Source organism: Burkholderia sp. SR8 (genome assembly GCF_052851275.1).
This window is the reverse complement of the sequence record NZ_JAULUC010000004.1, coordinates 153,324-169,465: the sequence shown is the minus strand read 5'-3', so window position 1 is coordinate 169,465 and position 16,142 is coordinate 153,324. Positions and strand designations below refer to the sequence as shown.

Sequence of the window (16,142 nt, the reverse complement as noted above, 5' to 3'; positions counted from 1 at the left end):
CGGGTCCGGATCGAGGTCAACATGCACGCTCCGCCCTTTCGCCTGGCTCGCATGGCGGGCCTGCCGTCGTCCGGCGGCCCGTCGCCCGCCGGCACGGCACGGGCCGACAACTGCTGCGCGCCGTCTCGCGCGCAGCAGGCCGAACTGAAGCGCCGCGCGCGCCTGTCCGAGCTCGATTCGAACCTGCATTGCTCGATCATCGGCACCTGCCTGACAACGCACGAACTGCGCAAGCTCGTCCCGAAATTCACCGATCTCGACCGCCAGCGCGCGACCGATCTCGACATCCACCACGCGGCCGTCGAACTCGCGATCGACGGGACGGCCGGCGGCAAGGCGCTGCACAAGGCGCTCGATGAACGCTATGCGGGCGCGATACGCGCGTTCGACGACGCAAAGGATGCGGACGCGCTGCTCGCGCTATGGCGCGACGCGCTGAAAAGCGGCGACATTCCGCCTGCATACTGGGCACTGATGACGCATCCACGCGCGACGATGGCTGTGCGCCAGACCGCGTTCGGCGATGTGCACATGCTGTCGCATCTGGTCGGCGCGGCCAATCGCGCGGACATCCGCCGGCTCGTCGCGCTCGAGCAGGAGAACGCGGCGCTGCACGCGAAGATCGAGCGGCAGCAGCTGCGGCTGCACGAGATGAGCGTCGCGCGCGATGCGGCGCTGAAGGAACTGGATGCATGCAATGTCCGCCGGAACGCGCAACCATCCGGCGCCGAAAGCGCGCTGCGCGACGAGGTACGCGAGCTGCGCGAAGCACTGGCCGCGCGCGACGAACGCGTTGCGCTGCACACGGCCCGCCGCGAAGCGGCAGAACAGCGGATCGCCGCCGAACAGGCGAGCGCCCGTGCGATGCGTGCGCGGCTCGACGATCTGATGGTAATGGTGAAGACGCTGCGCGCGGAAGCAAGCGCGATCGAACAGGCGCTGCAGGCATCGGCCGACGATCCGGCCGCGCCGGCGCCGGCGTCGCTGTCGATGCTGCAGCACAAGCGCATCGTCTATGTCGGCGGCCGGCCCGGGTCGAACCGCGCGATCCGGCGGATCGTCGAAACGGCGGGCGGTGAACTGACGCTGCACGACGGCAGCATCGAGGACCGCAAGGGGCTGCTCGCCAACGCATTGCCGGGGGCGAACATGGTGGTATTCCCGGTCGACTGCGTCGACCACGATTCCGTGAACCTGCTCAAGCGCATGTGCGAGCGCCATCAGATCGCGTACTACCCGCTGCGGACCGCGAGCGTCGCAAGTTTCGTCGAACTGATCGGGCGGCTCGATGCGCATGCGCGCGAGGCGATGCCGCGCGATGCACCTGCGGGCGAAGCGTCGCGCTTCTGCCTGCGGCACGGCTAGGCTGCCGGATGCGCCGGACAGCGCAACCGCGCACTCTTCAGCGGCGCACCATCTTCGTCAGCGCGGTGATTTCGTCCGCGCACGCCGCGTAAGCGCGTTGCTCGATCTGGCGATAGAGCCGGATGATTTCCTCGCCGACCGGCGTGAGCACGCTGCCGCCGCCGCTCTGGCCGCCGTGCTCGGAGACCGTCGCCGGCGACTTCAGCGACCGGTTCAGCTCGTCCATCAGCAGCCACGCGCGCCGGTAGGACATTCCCAGGCTGCGCGCCGCCGCCGAAATCGATCCGTGCTCGCGCACGGCCTCGAGCAGCGCAACCTTGCCGGGCCCGAGCGCGATCGTGTCGGCCTGCTGGATGCGCATTCTGAACCGCACCTCTGGCCTGGGGTGTGCCGAAGTCTTCATGTTGTTTGCCGGTTGAACGATGCGGGCAAGCATACACGATGGCCGGTGCCGCGAAACGCCGGCAGCATGCCGCGGTTGCGGTTCAAACGTCGAGCACGTGCGCGGCGACTCCTGCGCGACGATGAACGACTGCGGCGAACCGATGCCGGCGCTCCACGCACGGGCGCGTGAGAAACGTCACATCAGTTGCAGCGATCGATCCACTTCAGGATTCGCGCCGATATCCCGCATAATCGGGCGTTGAACGCCGCCGCAACGGGGAAGCATCGTGCGAGCGCGGCAATTCGAACCGGAAACGGGCGCGATCGTGCCCGCTGCAGCGCGGCGGCGCTCGCCTCCGCGGAAATCCAGGCAATCCCGCTGAAGACAGGACACCGACACATGGACCGAGCCGAGCACATCAGCATCGAACAGACGGTCGATCTGCCCGCCGACGAACTGAGCGGATGCGATTTCTCGTTCGAGATCGCCTGGGAATTGAATGCGCCGTACCAGGATCTGCTCGACTTGCGCGCGCAGCCCGTGCGGCGCAAGGACTACGGCTTCGATCCGGCCGGCTGGGCGCGCGAAGCGACCGGCAGCACCGCGCTGTTCCGCGCGACAGCGGGCGGCCGCCTCGCCGGATTCGTCGCGATCAGCGAATGCTGGAACGGAATGGCCGAGATCGCGGAACTCGCGGTCGACCGCAAGTGCCGACGGCAAGGGATCGGCCAGCTCCTGCTGGCGGCCGCCGATGCATGGGCGCGCAGCCGCGGATTCGGCTTCATGCGGCTGGAAACACAGGCGAACAACGTCGCGGCCTGCTGCACGTATGCGCGCGCGGGCTTCGTCGGCGGCGGCCACGATCGCTTCTTGTACGCCGACGGCGCGAACGACGGCGAAGTCGCGCTGTTCTGGTACAAGGATCTGCGCGATGGCCAGCGCGCGAAGAGCCGGACCGTCGATCCGGACTCGATGCGACCGCTGTGCTGACGCGCGAACGCACGCCGTGCCGCCGCGCCGACTATCGGCCTACTTTTTCATGACGTGCGCGTGGCGACGATGAACAGCCGCGGGAACGGCAGCAGCACGGTGCCGTCGTCGAGCACCGGATAGCCGTTCGGTCCCGCGAGCGCATCGCGATAGCGCGCGATGAATGCGTCGCGTTCGCTGTCGTCGTCCAGCGCCGCGAGGAACGGCCGCAATGCGCTGCCCTTGAACCATTCGACGACCGCATCGGCGCCGCCGCTCAGCGGATGGTAGTAAGTCGTGCGCCATACGTCGACCCGCGAACACGTCGGCGACAGCAGCGCGTAGTAGTACCGCGCATCGAACCGCTCGGTGCGCGCGGCGTCTTTCAGCTTCCGCGACCACGGCCCGGCTGCCGCGACTTCGCGCATCAGCCGGTGCGCGGGTTCGTCGAGGTTGTCGGGCATCTGCACCGCGAGGTGGCCGCCCGGCGCGAGCCGCGCGATCAGCGATGGAAACAGCGCGTCGTGCGCGGGCACCCATTGCAGCACCGCATTTGACAGGATCAGATCGTAGCCGCCCGGATCCTCCCAGGTGGCAACATCCGCGAGATCGAATCGCAGCGCGGGCAGCCGCTTGCGCGCGGCGGCGATCATGTCCGGCGATGCATCGATTCCGCGAATCGTCGCGTCGGGCGCCCGCGCGATCAGCGCCTCGGTCGAATTGCCCGGCCCGCAGCCGATGTCGATCGCGGTGCGGATCGGCGTCTCCGGCACCGCCGCCAGCAGGTCGCGCACCGGGCGCGTGCGTTCGTCTTCGAATCGTGCGTACTGTTTCGCGTATTGATCGAGTGGGATCGTCACGGCGTGCCTCCTGGTGGCGGTGGATGGTGGCGAGGCCTCGTCAGGCAACGTCGCTCAAAGCGTCTTCACCATGAATACGCGCGCCGCCCCTTCCGGCTCGCACGGCACTTCGCCGAATGCCTCGTATCCGTGCTTGCGGTAAAAGTCCGGCGCCTGGAACGTAATCGTGTACAGCACGGCGCGCGCGCAGCCGCGCCGCTTCGCCTCCGCTTCGGCCTCGCGCAGCAGCCTGCTGCCGAAGCCACCGCCGCGCAACGATTCCGGCAGGTAGAAGAGATCGATGAAGAACAAGCCGAGCGACGTCCGGCCGGCGAGGCCACCCAATACCTCGCCGGTCGCGGGATCGGTCACGTAGACGTCGAGCGCTGCCGAATCGGCGCGCCCCGTCATCGCATGGTTGTATTCGCCGAGCTTGCGGCTGATGAAGTCGCGGGCAGCCGGCTGTTCGGTATCCGTCAGTTGAAGGGAAACGGCGGGATGCGCGGTCATGAATGGAATCGCGTGCGTGGATGGGCCGCCGGATGCATGAGCGTCCGCAGCGGGTGTCGCACGACTATAGCGCTTCAGGCGGTTGCGTGATGCGTGCCCCACACGCAGGCCGCGGGCGGCCCCGGAGGCCACGGCCGCGACGTCCGCCGGTAGCCTTCCGCCTAGTCATGCCGACTTGATTTTGCCCTCAATACAATCCGATGGGCTCGATACCGTAATTGTGTGACTTATCCGGTAAAATCGCATACCGACAGCATTCCTACGATAAATTCCGCGATAAAGTCGCCAACTCATCGTTCTCGATCCAAGAGGGCCACGACGATGAATTCACAAGAACTCGTTCGCGCGATCGCCGGCGGCCTTTTTCAGCAAGGTCGTCTGCTCAAGCTCGATACTCCGCTGGGCGACAATGTGCTGCTGCCCCAGATCGTCCATGGCGCGTCGCGGCTTGGCCGCGAATTCGCATTGACGGTCGACGCGGTCTCGACTCGCGACAACATCGAACTGAAAAAGCTGATCGCGCAGCCCGTCACGCTGTGGATCGAACAGCAGGCCGGTACCTATCTGCCGTGGCACGGCTATGTGCGCACCGCGCGCCGGCTCGGCTCCGACGGCGGAATCACCACGTACCAGATTCGTTTCATGTCGTGGCTCGGGTTTCTTCGCTACCGCCGCGACCAGCGCATCTGGCAGGACCGTACTGCCGACGAAATCATTACCGACGTATTCCGTCAGCATCCGCAAGCGGGCGGCAAGTTCCGTTTCGCTCTCTCTGCACCGCTGCGAAGCCGTTCGTTCTGCATGCAGTTCGAGGATGACTGGCATTTCGTCCATCGTCTGCTCGAGGATGAAGGTCTATTCGGCTATTTTGAACACGCCCCCGACGGCTCGCACCATACCCTGGTGATCACCGATTCACTCCACTCGCTGCCTGCTGCCGCGCCGGCTCGCGTGCCGTTCGCGCACGCCATCCCGGCCGACAAAACCCACGCTCTCGTCCAGTGGTCAGGGACACGTACGCTGCAGAGCAGCCGTTACGCCACGCGCACTTTCGACTACAAGTCGCCCGGCACCGCACTCAATCCGAAAAGCACCGACGTCCCGGCAAGGCCGAACCAAGGCGACCTGCCCGGCCAGGCCGAGGTTTACACGTACACAGGCGCCTATACCTATGGCACACAGAGCGACGGCAACCGTCAATCGACCATCCGGATGGAGGAGTGGGAATCGCGTGCAAAACGATTCCACGGAATCGGCACGATGCGCGGCATCGACGCGGGCCGTGTATTCGAACTGACCGAGCATCCCTCACATCCCGCCACCGAACGGGACGGCAACCGGTTCGCCGTCATCGAAGCCATCTGGTGGATTCGGAACAACGCCCCGGCCACGCCGTCGCAGTTTCCGCACAGCCTGACCGCACAGTTCGATGCAGTGAAGGCACAGCTCGGCGATGCAGCTCCCGCGATGGCCGTCCCCCACTCCGACGGCAGCGCGGGGTTCTATCTCGTCGAAATTGAGGCGCAGCGTCAGATGGTGCCGTTCCGCAGCCCGTTCGAGCATCCTAAGCCCGAGATGCACTTGCAAACCGCGACCGTCGCGGGACCCAAGCGCGAGGAAGTACATACCGACGAACTGAACCGCATCAAGGTCCGGTTCCACTGGGATCGTCTGAACGAAGGCGACGAGCGAGCGTCATGCTGGCTTCGCGTCGCATCGTCCGACACGGGCACCGGGTACGGCAGCGTACATATACCGCGTATCGGCGAGGAGGTAGTCGTCGACTGGATGTCCGGCGACTGCGATCGGCCAATTGTCACGGCCCGGCTCTACAACGGTGCGACCAAACCGCAGTGGCATTCCAACGGACTGCTGTCCGGATTCCGCTCGAAGGAATACGCAGGTAGCGGCTACAACCAGCTCGTGATGGATGACGCGACCGGGCAGAACCGCGCGCAGCTTTACAGCAGCACAGCGAACAGCGCGCTGCACGTCGGTTATCTGACCGAACAGAACGGTAACACGCGCGGCGCCTACCTCGGCACCGGCTTCGACCTGCGGACCGATGCGTACGGCGCCGTGCGCGCGAACCTGGGCCTGTACGTCACGACGCATCCCAAGACAGTGTCGAGCCAGCCGCTCGACGTACGTGAGTCGCAACAACAGCTCGTCAGCGGCGAAAGCCTGCTCGAGTCGTTGTCCCGCGCGAGTGAAGCGCATCAGGCCGACACGCTGGAACCCGGCCGCGACGCGCTGAAAACATTCACCGATGCGACCGAGCGAAGCCTGCCGGGCGCGGCGTCCGGAGGACGGACGGCGGGTGGCGGCACCGGCAATGCGAACGTGTTTGCGCAGCCCGCGATGCTGTTCGGCAGTCCGGCCGGCATCGGGATGGCGAGCCAGCAATCGCTGCAGGTGACTGCAGACCGACAAGTCAACGTCGTCAGCGGCCAGAGCACGCACGTCGCAGTCGGAAAATCGCTCATCGCGAGTGTGATGTCATCGGTGAGCCTGTTCGCGCAAAGCGCCGGAATCAAACTGTTCGCCGGCAAGGGGAAGATCGAAATCCGCGCGCACGACGATGACGTCCAGCTCACGGCGCAGAACGCCGTGAAGGTCGTCTCCGCCACGGCGCAGGTCGATGTCGCCTCGAAGCAGCCGATCCTGCTGACGTCCGGTGGCGCGTACATCCGCATCGGTGACGGCAACATCGAAATCCACGCACCCGGCAAGGTGGATTTCAAGGGCGGCAATCATAGCTTCTCGGGCCCAGCCAGCATCGACTATCCGCTGCCACGCCTGCCCGAAGGTGTGTGTTCGGAATGCCGCCGTAGCGCCGCGAAAATGAAGTCAGCACTGACGCCCCGCACATGAATGACACTTCCTCCATGAAGCCGTTCCTCGAGCTGACACGCGCGGTGCCGCTGCCGGCTGAATGGCCGCGCACGACCGCCGAGCAACGACACGATGATCTGCTCGACTGGCATCGCACGCGACAGGCTCGGTCGACGCGACCACTGCGCCTGATTGCGCTCGTCGACGGCGCGCTGGACGACACGATGCTCGAAGCGGCACGCGCGCGGAGCATCGCATGGCAGTCGCTGTATCCGGACACGATGCTCGAAGCGTCCCGGCCTGAAATCGGTCCATACCTGCTCGATCTGACGCCGGATGTCGATGCCTCACACCGGATGATGCTGGACCTGCTGAATGCCTGCGGCGAATCGGATCTCGTCGTGTGGCTGGCGACGGGCCACTCGGTGTCCGAACTCGCGGCCTATCTGCATCCGCTCGCCGAAGCGACATTGCCGAATACACGTCAGGCATTGCTGCGCTATTACGATCCGTCGATTCTCCAGAATCTGTTGCCGATTTTGACGCCCGAGCAGCGCCGCGAATTGCTGGCGGCTTTCGTCGAGCTGCGTTATCGGTTCGATCCGTGGGAAGCGGTGGCGGGCGAAGAACTCGGGCCACTGCCCGCTCCCGCTGCGACGCCGATCGCGTTCACGCACGCGCAATACGAAGCGCTCGCACGCGAAGGGTTCGCAGAAACGCTCTATTTCCAGTTGCGCGAGGAATTTCTGCCGCCGATGTCTGCGGTCCCGAGCCGTTGGGGCATTCGCTATGTGAAGGATCTGGTCGCGCGGGCTAGCGCGCAGCATGGGCTCGTGAACGAGAATGATCTCGCGTACTTCGTGCTGCTCGGGATGAACGTGCATCCAGCGTTCGACGCGTATCCGGCGATTGCGGCGAAAATTGCTGCGCGCAGGGACGATCCGCGACCGTTGTCGGCAACGCTCGACGATATCGACGCGGAGGTGTGGGCGGACCTGCTAGACCGGCATCCGCTCGCGCCTTATGCGACGGAACGACAGCCGACGACAACTGCGGCGGCGGGTGCGCTGCCTGCCGCCCGTTGATCTCCGAAAGTCCCACGCAACCCCAATACGACGAGCAACACGTCGTCCGCGACGAACTGAATGACAGGAAAACGACATGCCGATAATCCTTCGCCGCCTCATTCGCAACCCGGTCATCATCGCCGTCCTGCTGCTGAGCGGTGCATGGTGGGTACACGCACAGACCGGCAGCTACGGCCCGTACCGCGTGGTAGGTTTCAACTACACCGACCGTGGCGTCTACAACTTCACCGTCGACGGGTTCGGCGCCGGCAGCGTGCACGCTCGCCAGTTCGGCGGTGGCGGTGGTACGGTCTGCTGCATGGAAGTGCCGCGCAACAAGAAGACCTGGCACCTCAAGGTCACATACGACCTGACACCTGACGAAGACGCGAAGAACCTGTCGCCGGAAATCTATGAGACTGAGATCGCCGTGCCGAAGTTACCGAATAAGCGCGACGGTTATATCGAATTCCATTTTCTGTCCGACCGCAAGATCGAAGCCCAATGGGTGGAGTATCCGACGATGCCGCGCATGCGCGCGACCGACTAGTCGAGCGAGGAAATCATGCCCAATGAAACCACTGCGGCGCAAGGCGCCGTGCCGAGCCAGTCAGAAGCCGGCGCCGCCGCATCGCGCGCGGCACGCGCCGCGAGTGTCAGCAGACAATTGCCGGCCGAGCCGCCTAGTCCGTGCTTCCGCTGCAATCAGGAGATCTATCAGAGTTTCTTCTTTGATGGCTTCGCGCAGGGAATGGCCGACACCGATCGACTCTCGAACATCGCGCGCCTTTTCAACGCACACGCGGATAGCAGCGACGAGTTCGGCATCTACAAGATGTATTACGAGGGTTTGGGTCGAGACCTGTCGGTTCAAACGGTCGGCACCGCCAAGAAGATCATGTCCGACTCCAGCGCCGCGTTGCTCAAGGAAGCCGACAGCAAGTTGATCAAGAACCCGGGCAAGGCGATCGCCACCGACATCGGCCAGCGGTTTCGCGACACACCGGCGGACAAAGGCATCCTGGCGCGGGGGAAGTCGTCCATCCTGGATGGATTCGAGCATGCGGGTGAGACCGCAAGAGGGAAGATCAAGGAGTCCATAACACTGAAGAAGCTTGGCGCCGATTTGCTCCCGGCCGCCGTGACCATTGCAGCAGACTCCGTTCCAGCCGTGCGGGACAGCGAATTCGCGGCAGGCTATATGGGTACGGGTTTCGATGCGCGCGTCAACAAGGCGATTGCCGATTTCAAGAGCAACGTCGACCATGCAAGAGCAACCGACACGCGTGAAATCAAGCGCATCCGCGTATCGCTTTTCGGATATGACCGTGGTGGCGTCATTGCCCGAAAGTTCGCGAACGAATTGATCGGAAAAACCTGTAAGCAAAAGGACGGGAAAGTCACGTACGACGGAATCGAAGTTCAGTTCGATTTCATGGGACTCTTCGACTGCGTATCGACATCCTACGCGGATTCGATTTTCACCAAAGTCGTCGCGCCGGTGCTGGGTGTCGTGCCCGGACAGGGCAAGGTCGCCAGTCTCAGCATCAAGGGATTGAGCCTGTTCGTCGGGCTTTCCAAGCAATCGCTCGGTCAATTTGATATACAGAAGGAGTTCAAGTCGATCGTCCATCACGTCGCCGCGACCGAACTGCGTTTTTACAAAAATCTGGATTCGCCGAGAAGATCGCCCGAACACGCGAATCTTCAGGAGATCGTCTATCCCGGCAGTCAGTCGGATGTCGGCGGCGGATTCGCCGAAGGCGAGGATCACAAATCGGCGGAGCTCGCGCGTGTCTCCGCACGCAACATGCTGGACCGCGCTTGGTCTGCCGGCGTACCGATGCTACCGCTCGCGAAGCTCCGGATCGTCTCGCCGATGGCTGCACGCGAGTTCGACTATCGGAAGACCGTCAACGTCAATGGCAAGGAACTCAACGTCAACGACCTTTTCGGCGCGTACACAGCCATGCTGCCGAAATCGAATGGTCCGCTCGAAACGCACTTCCTCGAACACCAGAAGCTGTTCGTGTCCTGGGCACGCTACGTCCACGACCGCACTGCTCACTCGAGCACCGGCAGCAACCTGTTCATCAACACCGTCGACTCCGACGTGTACAAAGCGATCTTCACCAGTGGGGGCAGCCTGCCGGGCTACGAAGGCCGGGACTGGTACTACAAGAGTCAGGCCGCGAATTCCACGGTGCCGCAGTACACCTTTGGCGAGCGCCGCACGGTCGACGACATCTCGGACAAAACGGTGCGCGCCCTCGCCACGGCTTGGGTGCATCCGCCGGAACTCCCGCCAGAAGTGATCGCTTTCTTCGACAACTTCGTGCACAACACGATTACGCGACTCAACAACGTGGCACTTGGAGATGGCGTATTCATGCAGCTTCGCGAAATCGAGGAGAAAGGCTGGATGGCGCGCCAGACCGACGCGGCAAAGGACTACGTAAAGAAAGTTCTCGCCAACGTGTCGAAAAACATCAAGGATGCACAGGACGAATACGTCAGGCAGGTTACGTCGGGGCAGATTCCGAACGGCGCGTCGATCGGCGACCTGTCCGGCGACTGAGCAACGGCCTTTTTCGGCGTTCCGGCAAGCAATGCGAAGCACCCGGTCGCACACGCGACCGGATTTCCCACCACCGTCAATCCCGCGTCAGTTGTACCCGAGAATCGCCACCGCCGCGACATCCGGCCGATCGATCGTCCCGCCGACCAGCGACGTCATCGGCTCCTGCAGCACCGCCTGATACGACGTCACGTGCACTTCTTCCGGCGCGCCGGATTCGTCCCACACCGGCTCGTCGAATGCATCGACGCCACTGAAAAACTCGGGTTGCGTTTGCGTAAAAGTCATCTCCACTCCTTTTGATATGTCGTTGATGTTCTAACTTGCCTGCTTCAACGCCGCCGTGTGCACCGTCGGCGCGGATGCGTCGTCATGCGACGCTTCCGACTGCGCGAGCTGCGCGCGCGTGCGCCGCGTGATGTGAATCACCGCGAACACGACCGGCGCGATCAGCAGGCCTTCCGCCAGTTCGGGATCGACCGGCAGGTTCATCACGTGCAGCGCCTTGAACGCCGCGGTCGCGAGCGACAGCACGTAGTACGAAATGGCCGCCACCGACAAACCTTCGACCGCGTGCTGCAGATGAAGCTGATTGCGCGCGGTGCGCTCCATGCCGACCAGCAGCCGCGTCACGTCCTTTTCCTGCGCGAGATTCACGCGCGTGCGCAGCAGGTCGACCGCACGGGCGATCCGCGCGGCGATCTGCTCGTGACGCGCCCACACGCTGCGGCACGTCTCCATCGCCGGCGCGAAGCGCCGTTCCATGAATTCCGCGATCGTCGGCATTCCTTCGATGCGCTCCTCGCGCAGTTCGTGAATGCGCGCCAGCACGAGCTTCTCGTACGCCCGCGACGCGCTGAAACGGCCGCCGGAGCCCGACAGCGCTTCGACGCGCACCGCCAGATGCGTGAGCTTCACGAGCAGCGCCGCGTCGTCGCCGTCGGCGCCGCTCGCGTCCATCCGCTGCATCAGCGCATGCAACGCCGCATGAATCTCGTCGAGCTCGCGGCTCATCTGCCGCGCGACCGGCAGCGCAAGCAACGCCATCATGCGGTACGTCTCGATTTCATGGAGGCGCTGCAGCAGCCGGCCCCCCTGTTCCTCGCGGAAATCGTCGTCGACGACCAGAAAGCGCATGAAGCCGTCGTCGCGCACATGCCAGTCGCAGAACACCTTGCCGCCGCCGAGCACGTTGCTGCCGACGAGCGCGGGCCCGTCGATCCAGCGACGCAGGTCGCCGCACACGAGCCGCGCCGCATCGCCGGACAGCAGCTCCATTCGCACCGCGACGAAACGGATGCCCGCGAGCCGCGCGAACCACGCAGCCGGAATCCCCTCGATCGCCAGATCGTCGAAATAGCCGGTGTCGCGGCGCGGCGCGACGAACGTGAAGGTCGAGAATTCGGTGTGGCGCTCCCACTTCAGATGCCAGCCGCACGGCGACTGCATCGCGTAGTGAGTCGCGCCGTCGTGCGGCGCGGCAATGCCGGTGCCGCGGCACAGCGCATGCAGCAGCGTTTCGTGGATGTCGGGCTGGCCGTCCGCGTAGATCGCGTAATGCGTGAGCGACACGGCCTCGGCGATCCGCAGGAATGGCCGGGCATGCAATTCCGCGGCCAGTGCGGCGCGCAATGGATGATCGATCATCGGTACACCACTCTTCCCCGTTCAACGCTGCATGCCGGGCAGGCCGGCACGATGGCCGCCCCGCATCGAACGATACGGGGCCGGTTTCATTCCACTATGGCAGACACACAGCGACAATAAAAACGCATAATGCTGATCGTTACGTTCAGTTTTCCTGATACCGATGAAGATGCTCGATCACGACGTGCTGGCCACTGTCGTCGCCGTCGCGGAAACCGGCAACATGACCCGCGCCGCCGAGGCGGTGAACCGCTCGCAGTCGGCCGTGAGCATGCAGATCAAGAGCCTCGAAGACGCGCTCGGCCGGCCGCTGTTCGTGCGCAAGCCGCGCAGCATCGTGCTGACGCGCGAAGGCGAGGTGCTGCTGGGATTCGCCAGACGAATGCTGGCGCTGCGCGACGAAGCGTGGGCGGCCGTCGTGCGGCCGGAAGTGACCGGTAAGGTGGTGATCGGCGTGCCGGACGACTATGCGTCGTCGCTGCTGCCGTCGGTGCTGAAGAAATTCTCCGCGACCTATCCGAAGGTCGAGATCCAGGTGATCGGGCTGCCGAGCAGCGCGCTCGCGCCGCTCCTGAAGGACGGCACCGTCGATCTCGTGTGCGGCACGCGCATCAAGGGGCTGTCCGGCGACTTCATCCGCCACGAACCGATGGCGTGGGCCGCGATGACGAACGGGCCGCGCGTGTGGGAAGAACGGCCGCTGCCGATTGCGGTGTTCATGCCGGGCAGCGTCGCGCGCGAGAACGCGATTCGCAGCCTCGAACGCGCGAAGCTGCCGTTCCGCACGTCCTATGAAAGCCCGAGCCTGCTCGGGCTGCTCAGCATGGTGGAGGCCGGCCTCGCCGTCGCACCGCTCGCGCGCTGCGCGATTCCCGCGCAGCTGTCGATGCTCGGCCGCTCGCACGGGCTGCCCGATTTGCCGCCGCTCGAGCTGATCCTCGCGCGCAGCACGAAATCGAAGCGCCCGCCGTGCGACTTTCTCGCGGAACAACTGATGGAAGACCTGCAGCGGCAAACCGGCCAGACCGGCGACGCCTGAACCGCGGCCCGGCACGCGCCGTGGGCGTCGTCACGAACCGCCGGGCTGCGAATGGCCGGCCGCGAGCAACGCGGCGTTGACGATGCCCGCCACCGTGTCGACGAGCGCTTCCAGCGTGTCGCCATGCACGTGCCGTCCGGCGGGCGGAATGCATTCGTTGCGGCGGCCGCCCCACCGGGAGCCGGCCGTCACCGACAGCGTCGCGCCGAACCGGTTGCCGTGCCGCCGGCCGAAGATGCCGACGCGCTGCTCGCCCATATACGCCTGCTCGGGCAGAAACAGCCGGATGTCGACGGCAACCTGATCCGGATCGCCGGCACGCGTGTCGGCGTCGACGGTCGGCGCGAATCCCTTCGCGATGCGGAACGTCACGTGCGAATCCCATGCGGCCAGCGGGCCGCCGGCCGCTTCGACACGCTCGATGTCGACCGACCATTGATGCCGATCCGGCAACCGGATCGCCTGGCGCAGCAGCACGTCTGCCGCGCGAACCGTCACCAGCAACTGCCGGGCAAGCTGTCTGCTCGACGGCAGCGTCACCACGCGCACGCGACGGCTAGCGGGGCGCGCGGTGTGTACTTCTTCCGTGAGGTACATGGATCCTCCTTGTCGAAGGCCAGCGCCGCGTACGACGCGGCGCACAAACGTCCGCCGCAGCCGGCCGGCGGACAGCACGGCGGCCGGCGAAACGGCAGCGAATGTCGTACGAGCAATCGGCGTTCCTCGTCCGGCGCAGCATGCGCGCCGGATCCCGATCGGCGTGCGGCGCGGCCGATCGGGGCGTCGGGAGTCAATGAAGGTCATGGCGCGGACGGAAGGCGTTCCGTCGACATCGAACCCATCGCCCGCTTGGAAAGCGCGCCCGGAATACCGTGCAAAAAAACGGCATTGCGATGCAAAAATGGCATGCGGTATGCCGCGCATTGCTCGACGCGCGGCCGGCGCCACCGCGTCGGCGGACTCCCGATACACGAATGCCCGAAGCCACATCCCGCCCCAATTCGTCGACCGTCGTCTCGACCAGCAAGACAAAATCGCGGGCCACCGAATCGCGGACGCTGGTCCCGCCCCGGCCCCGGTGTCGACTCGACGCGCCGCACAACGGCGAAGCGATTCGCCCGCCGATTCGCGGTCCGGCTCGATCCGCCGCCGAAAGCGGCACATCGCTTGCTTCCGTCCGGTCACAAAGGGAAACGACCATGACGACTCATCATCTCGGGCAAGCCGGACTCCCGCGCGGTCTGGCCGGGCGCATCGCTGGCCGGATCATGCGTCGGCACAACCGGCTGGACAACGTATGGACGCTCTCGCTGCTGTCGCTCGGCGACAGCGATCGCGCGCTCGAAGTCGGGTTCGGCCCCGGCGACGCAATCAAGCTCGCCACCGAACTGGCCCCGTCCTGCCGGATCACCGGCGTCGACCACTCGCCGACCATGCTGGCCGCCGCGAAGCGCCTGAATCGCGCGAGCATCGACGAGGGACGCGTACGCCTCGCGCTCGGCTCCGTCGACGCACTCCCGTTCGCGGACGGCGCGTTCGACAAGGCGTTTTCGATCAACTGCATCTACTTCTGGCATGCGCCCATGCGCGGCCTCGCCGAATTGCGCCGCGTCGTGCGGCGCGATGGAATCGTCGCGATCACGGTCCGCGACATCGATCGAGCGCCGTACGATGCGCACCGGCCCGAAAAGCTTGCGCGCCTGATGACCGAGGCCGGTTTCGTGTCGGTGGCCGTGCAGCGCAACGGTACGCCGTCGCATCCGCTCGCGTGCGTGCTCGCGACGAAGTAGCGGGCGGATCGGCGGCAACCATCAAGGAAGCGCGGCACTGAACGGCGATCACGCCGCTTGTTCGATCGCGACCGCGCGCATCGTGACGATCCGCGCAGGCGGAATATTTGCCCATACGATCCGGCTGGCGCCGGCAACCAATGCCGCATGACCCAGCGGCCGGCGGCCAGGCGGCCGCAGATCGTAAGTGAATTGAATCATGACGCCGCCGGCCGACAGCACGCGCCGGCATTGATCGACGATCGCCGTCACGGCCTCGCGCGGCAGCGTGCGCAGCGGCAGGCACGACACGATCGCATCGACGCGCGCATCGGGCGGCAGCAGCCGCTCGAGCTGCCGCGCGTCGCCCGCCACGATCGAAATGCCGGGAAAGCGGCGCCGCAGATGCTGGACGAACGCGGGCGAGCGTTCGATCACGACGAGGCGCCGCGGCGCGACGCCGCGTTCGAGCAACGCGGCGGTGATCGCGCCCGTGCCGCCTCCAAGCTCGACGACGAGGCCGTCGCCGTCCGGCACCGCGTCGGCCATCGCGCGCGCAAGATGCCGCGAACTCGGGCACAACGCCCCCACCGCGGCCGGGCGGCCGACCCACTCGCGTACGAACAATGCCGACACGCGCACTGCGTTCGGCCAGGTCATCGGCCCGCCTTGCGCGATCGCGCGTCCAGCTTCGGCGTGCCAACGACTGCCGGGAGCAGCGTTACGACGACACGGGGTTCTCTCACGTGCATCCTCCTTGGACAAACCGGTCGGCCGCGGCGAAGCGGCGATCAATCGATTCTAGGAAATGCAAACTTAAGGCGACGTGAAGATTGTCCCCGATTGCGCTGGGCGCCGGATACGGGTCAGCAGTCGATGTGTTGACCGGATAGCGCGGGGGTTCGCGTCGGACGATGGACGCGGCCCGCAGCGGCGCAAGTTCTGTCCCTACCGCTCGTCGGGCGACAGGGCCACATCGGCCCGTCGGAGGCGGGTTGGCCGAAGCGGCCGCCCGAGCGCCGGATGCGACCGCGCCCTGCGCGGCGCTCCCGCAGACGCGGCGCGGTCCGTCCCTTTGCGCGGAGCGACGCAATCGTCGGCGCGCTGCGGTCGCGTCGGCTGGCGGCCGAAGTCAGCAA

Annotated in this window: 15 protein-coding genes; 8 read left to right on the top strand and 7 right to left on the bottom strand. The window is 65.4% G+C overall.

The genetic code is table 11. From position 1 onward, the window contains the following. Positions 1–21 precede the first annotated feature (21 nt). Positions 22–1,365, top strand: coding sequence for a DUF2325 domain-containing protein (locus tag Q3A80_RS06545; RefSeq protein ID WP_446328255.1), 1,344 nt, complete (start codon positions 22–24; stop codon positions 1,363–1,365). A gap of 37 nt (positions 1,366–1,402) precedes the next feature. On the opposite strand, the gene Q3A80_RS06540 is transcribed toward Q3A80_RS06545, so the two are convergent. Continuing rightward, positions 1,403–1,726: a winged helix-turn-helix domain-containing protein gene (locus Q3A80_RS06540; protein ID WP_446328254.1), complete on the bottom strand. Its 324-nt coding sequence runs from the start codon at positions 1,724–1,726 to the stop codon at positions 1,403–1,405. Positions 1,727–2,149: 423 nt separating this feature from the next. On the opposite strand from Q3A80_RS06540, the gene Q3A80_RS06535 reads away from it, so the two are divergent. After that, positions 2,150–2,740 (top strand): GNAT family N-acetyltransferase, encoded by a 591-nt coding sequence (locus Q3A80_RS06535; protein WP_446328253.1) that lies wholly within the window; start codon positions 2,150–2,152, stop codon positions 2,738–2,740. A 47-nt stretch (positions 2,741–2,787) separates the two neighbouring features. Here Q3A80_RS06535 and tam read toward each other — a convergent pair whose 3' ends face one another. Both tam and Q3A80_RS06525 read right to left on the bottom strand, forming a co-directional pair. Next, positions 2,788–3,579 (bottom strand): trans-aconitate 2-methyltransferase, encoded by a 792-nt coding sequence (gene tam / locus Q3A80_RS06530; RefSeq protein ID WP_446328252.1) that lies wholly within the window; start codon positions 3,577–3,579, stop codon positions 2,788–2,790. A gap of 54 nt (positions 3,580–3,633) precedes the next feature. Further along, positions 3,634–4,068 (bottom strand): GNAT family N-acetyltransferase, encoded by a 435-nt coding sequence (locus tag Q3A80_RS06525; RefSeq protein ID WP_446328251.1) that lies wholly within the window; start codon positions 4,066–4,068, stop codon positions 3,634–3,636. A gap of 321 nt (positions 4,069–4,389) precedes the next feature. Between Q3A80_RS06525 and Q3A80_RS06520 the strand changes: the two genes are divergently transcribed. From Q3A80_RS06520 to Q3A80_RS06505, 4 genes are all read left to right on the top strand, one after another. Next, positions 4,390–6,942, top strand: a complete 2,553-nt coding sequence (locus Q3A80_RS06520; protein ID WP_446328250.1) for a type VI secretion system Vgr family protein — start codon at positions 4,390–4,392, stop codon at positions 6,940–6,942. Further along, positions 6,939–7,988 (top strand): DUF4123 domain-containing protein, encoded by a 1,050-nt coding sequence (locus Q3A80_RS06515; RefSeq protein WP_446328249.1) that lies wholly within the window; start codon positions 6,939–6,941, stop codon positions 7,986–7,988. Before Q3A80_RS06520 ends, Q3A80_RS06515 begins: the two co-directional genes overlap by 4 nt. 76 nt (positions 7,989–8,064) lie before the next feature. Beyond that, complete coding sequence (locus Q3A80_RS06510) at positions 8,065–8,520, top strand: DUF3304 domain-containing protein (RefSeq protein WP_446328248.1); 456 nt, start codon at positions 8,065–8,067, stop codon at positions 8,518–8,520. A 15-nt stretch (positions 8,521–8,535) separates the two neighbouring features. Then, positions 8,536–10,548, top strand: a complete 2,013-nt coding sequence (locus Q3A80_RS06505; protein WP_446328247.1) for a phospholipase effector Tle1 domain-containing protein — start codon at positions 8,536–8,538, stop codon at positions 10,546–10,548. 87 nt (positions 10,549–10,635) lie between these two features. On the opposite strand, the gene Q3A80_RS06500 is transcribed toward Q3A80_RS06505, so the two are convergent. Continuing rightward, positions 10,636–10,836 (bottom strand): hypothetical protein, encoded by a 201-nt coding sequence (locus Q3A80_RS06500; protein ID WP_446328246.1) that lies wholly within the window; start codon positions 10,834–10,836, stop codon positions 10,636–10,638. A gap of 30 nt (positions 10,837–10,866) precedes the next feature. Then, complete coding sequence (locus tag Q3A80_RS06495) at positions 10,867–12,195, bottom strand: DUF3422 family protein (RefSeq protein WP_446328245.1); 1,329 nt, start codon at positions 12,193–12,195, stop codon at positions 10,867–10,869. Positions 12,196–12,358: 163 nt separating this feature from the next. Here Q3A80_RS06495 and Q3A80_RS06490 point away from each other — a divergent pair, with 163 nt between their 5' ends. Next, a complete protein-coding gene (locus Q3A80_RS06490; RefSeq protein WP_446328244.1) occupies positions 12,359–13,234 on the top strand; it encodes a LysR family transcriptional regulator in 876 nt (291 codons plus the stop codon). Positions 13,235–13,264: 30 nt separating this feature from the next. Here the strand turns inward: Q3A80_RS06490 and Q3A80_RS06485 are convergent, their stop codons facing one another. Beyond that, positions 13,265–13,831 (bottom strand): hypothetical protein, encoded by a 567-nt coding sequence (locus Q3A80_RS06485; protein ID WP_446328439.1) that lies wholly within the window; start codon positions 13,829–13,831, stop codon positions 13,265–13,267. A gap of 602 nt (positions 13,832–14,433) precedes the next feature. Between Q3A80_RS06485 and Q3A80_RS06480 the strand changes: the two genes are divergently transcribed. Next, positions 14,434–15,024, top strand: coding sequence for a class I SAM-dependent methyltransferase (locus Q3A80_RS06480; RefSeq protein ID WP_446328243.1), 591 nt, complete (start codon positions 14,434–14,436; stop codon positions 15,022–15,024). A 48-nt stretch (positions 15,025–15,072) separates the two neighbouring features. Here the strand turns inward: Q3A80_RS06480 and Q3A80_RS06475 are convergent, their stop codons facing one another. Further along, the gene (locus Q3A80_RS06475; protein WP_446328242.1) at positions 15,073–15,663 is read right to left on the bottom strand and encodes a class I SAM-dependent methyltransferase; all 591 of its coding nucleotides are present in this window, start codon (positions 15,661–15,663) and stop codon (positions 15,073–15,075) included. Positions 15,664–16,142: the final 479 nt, after the last annotated feature.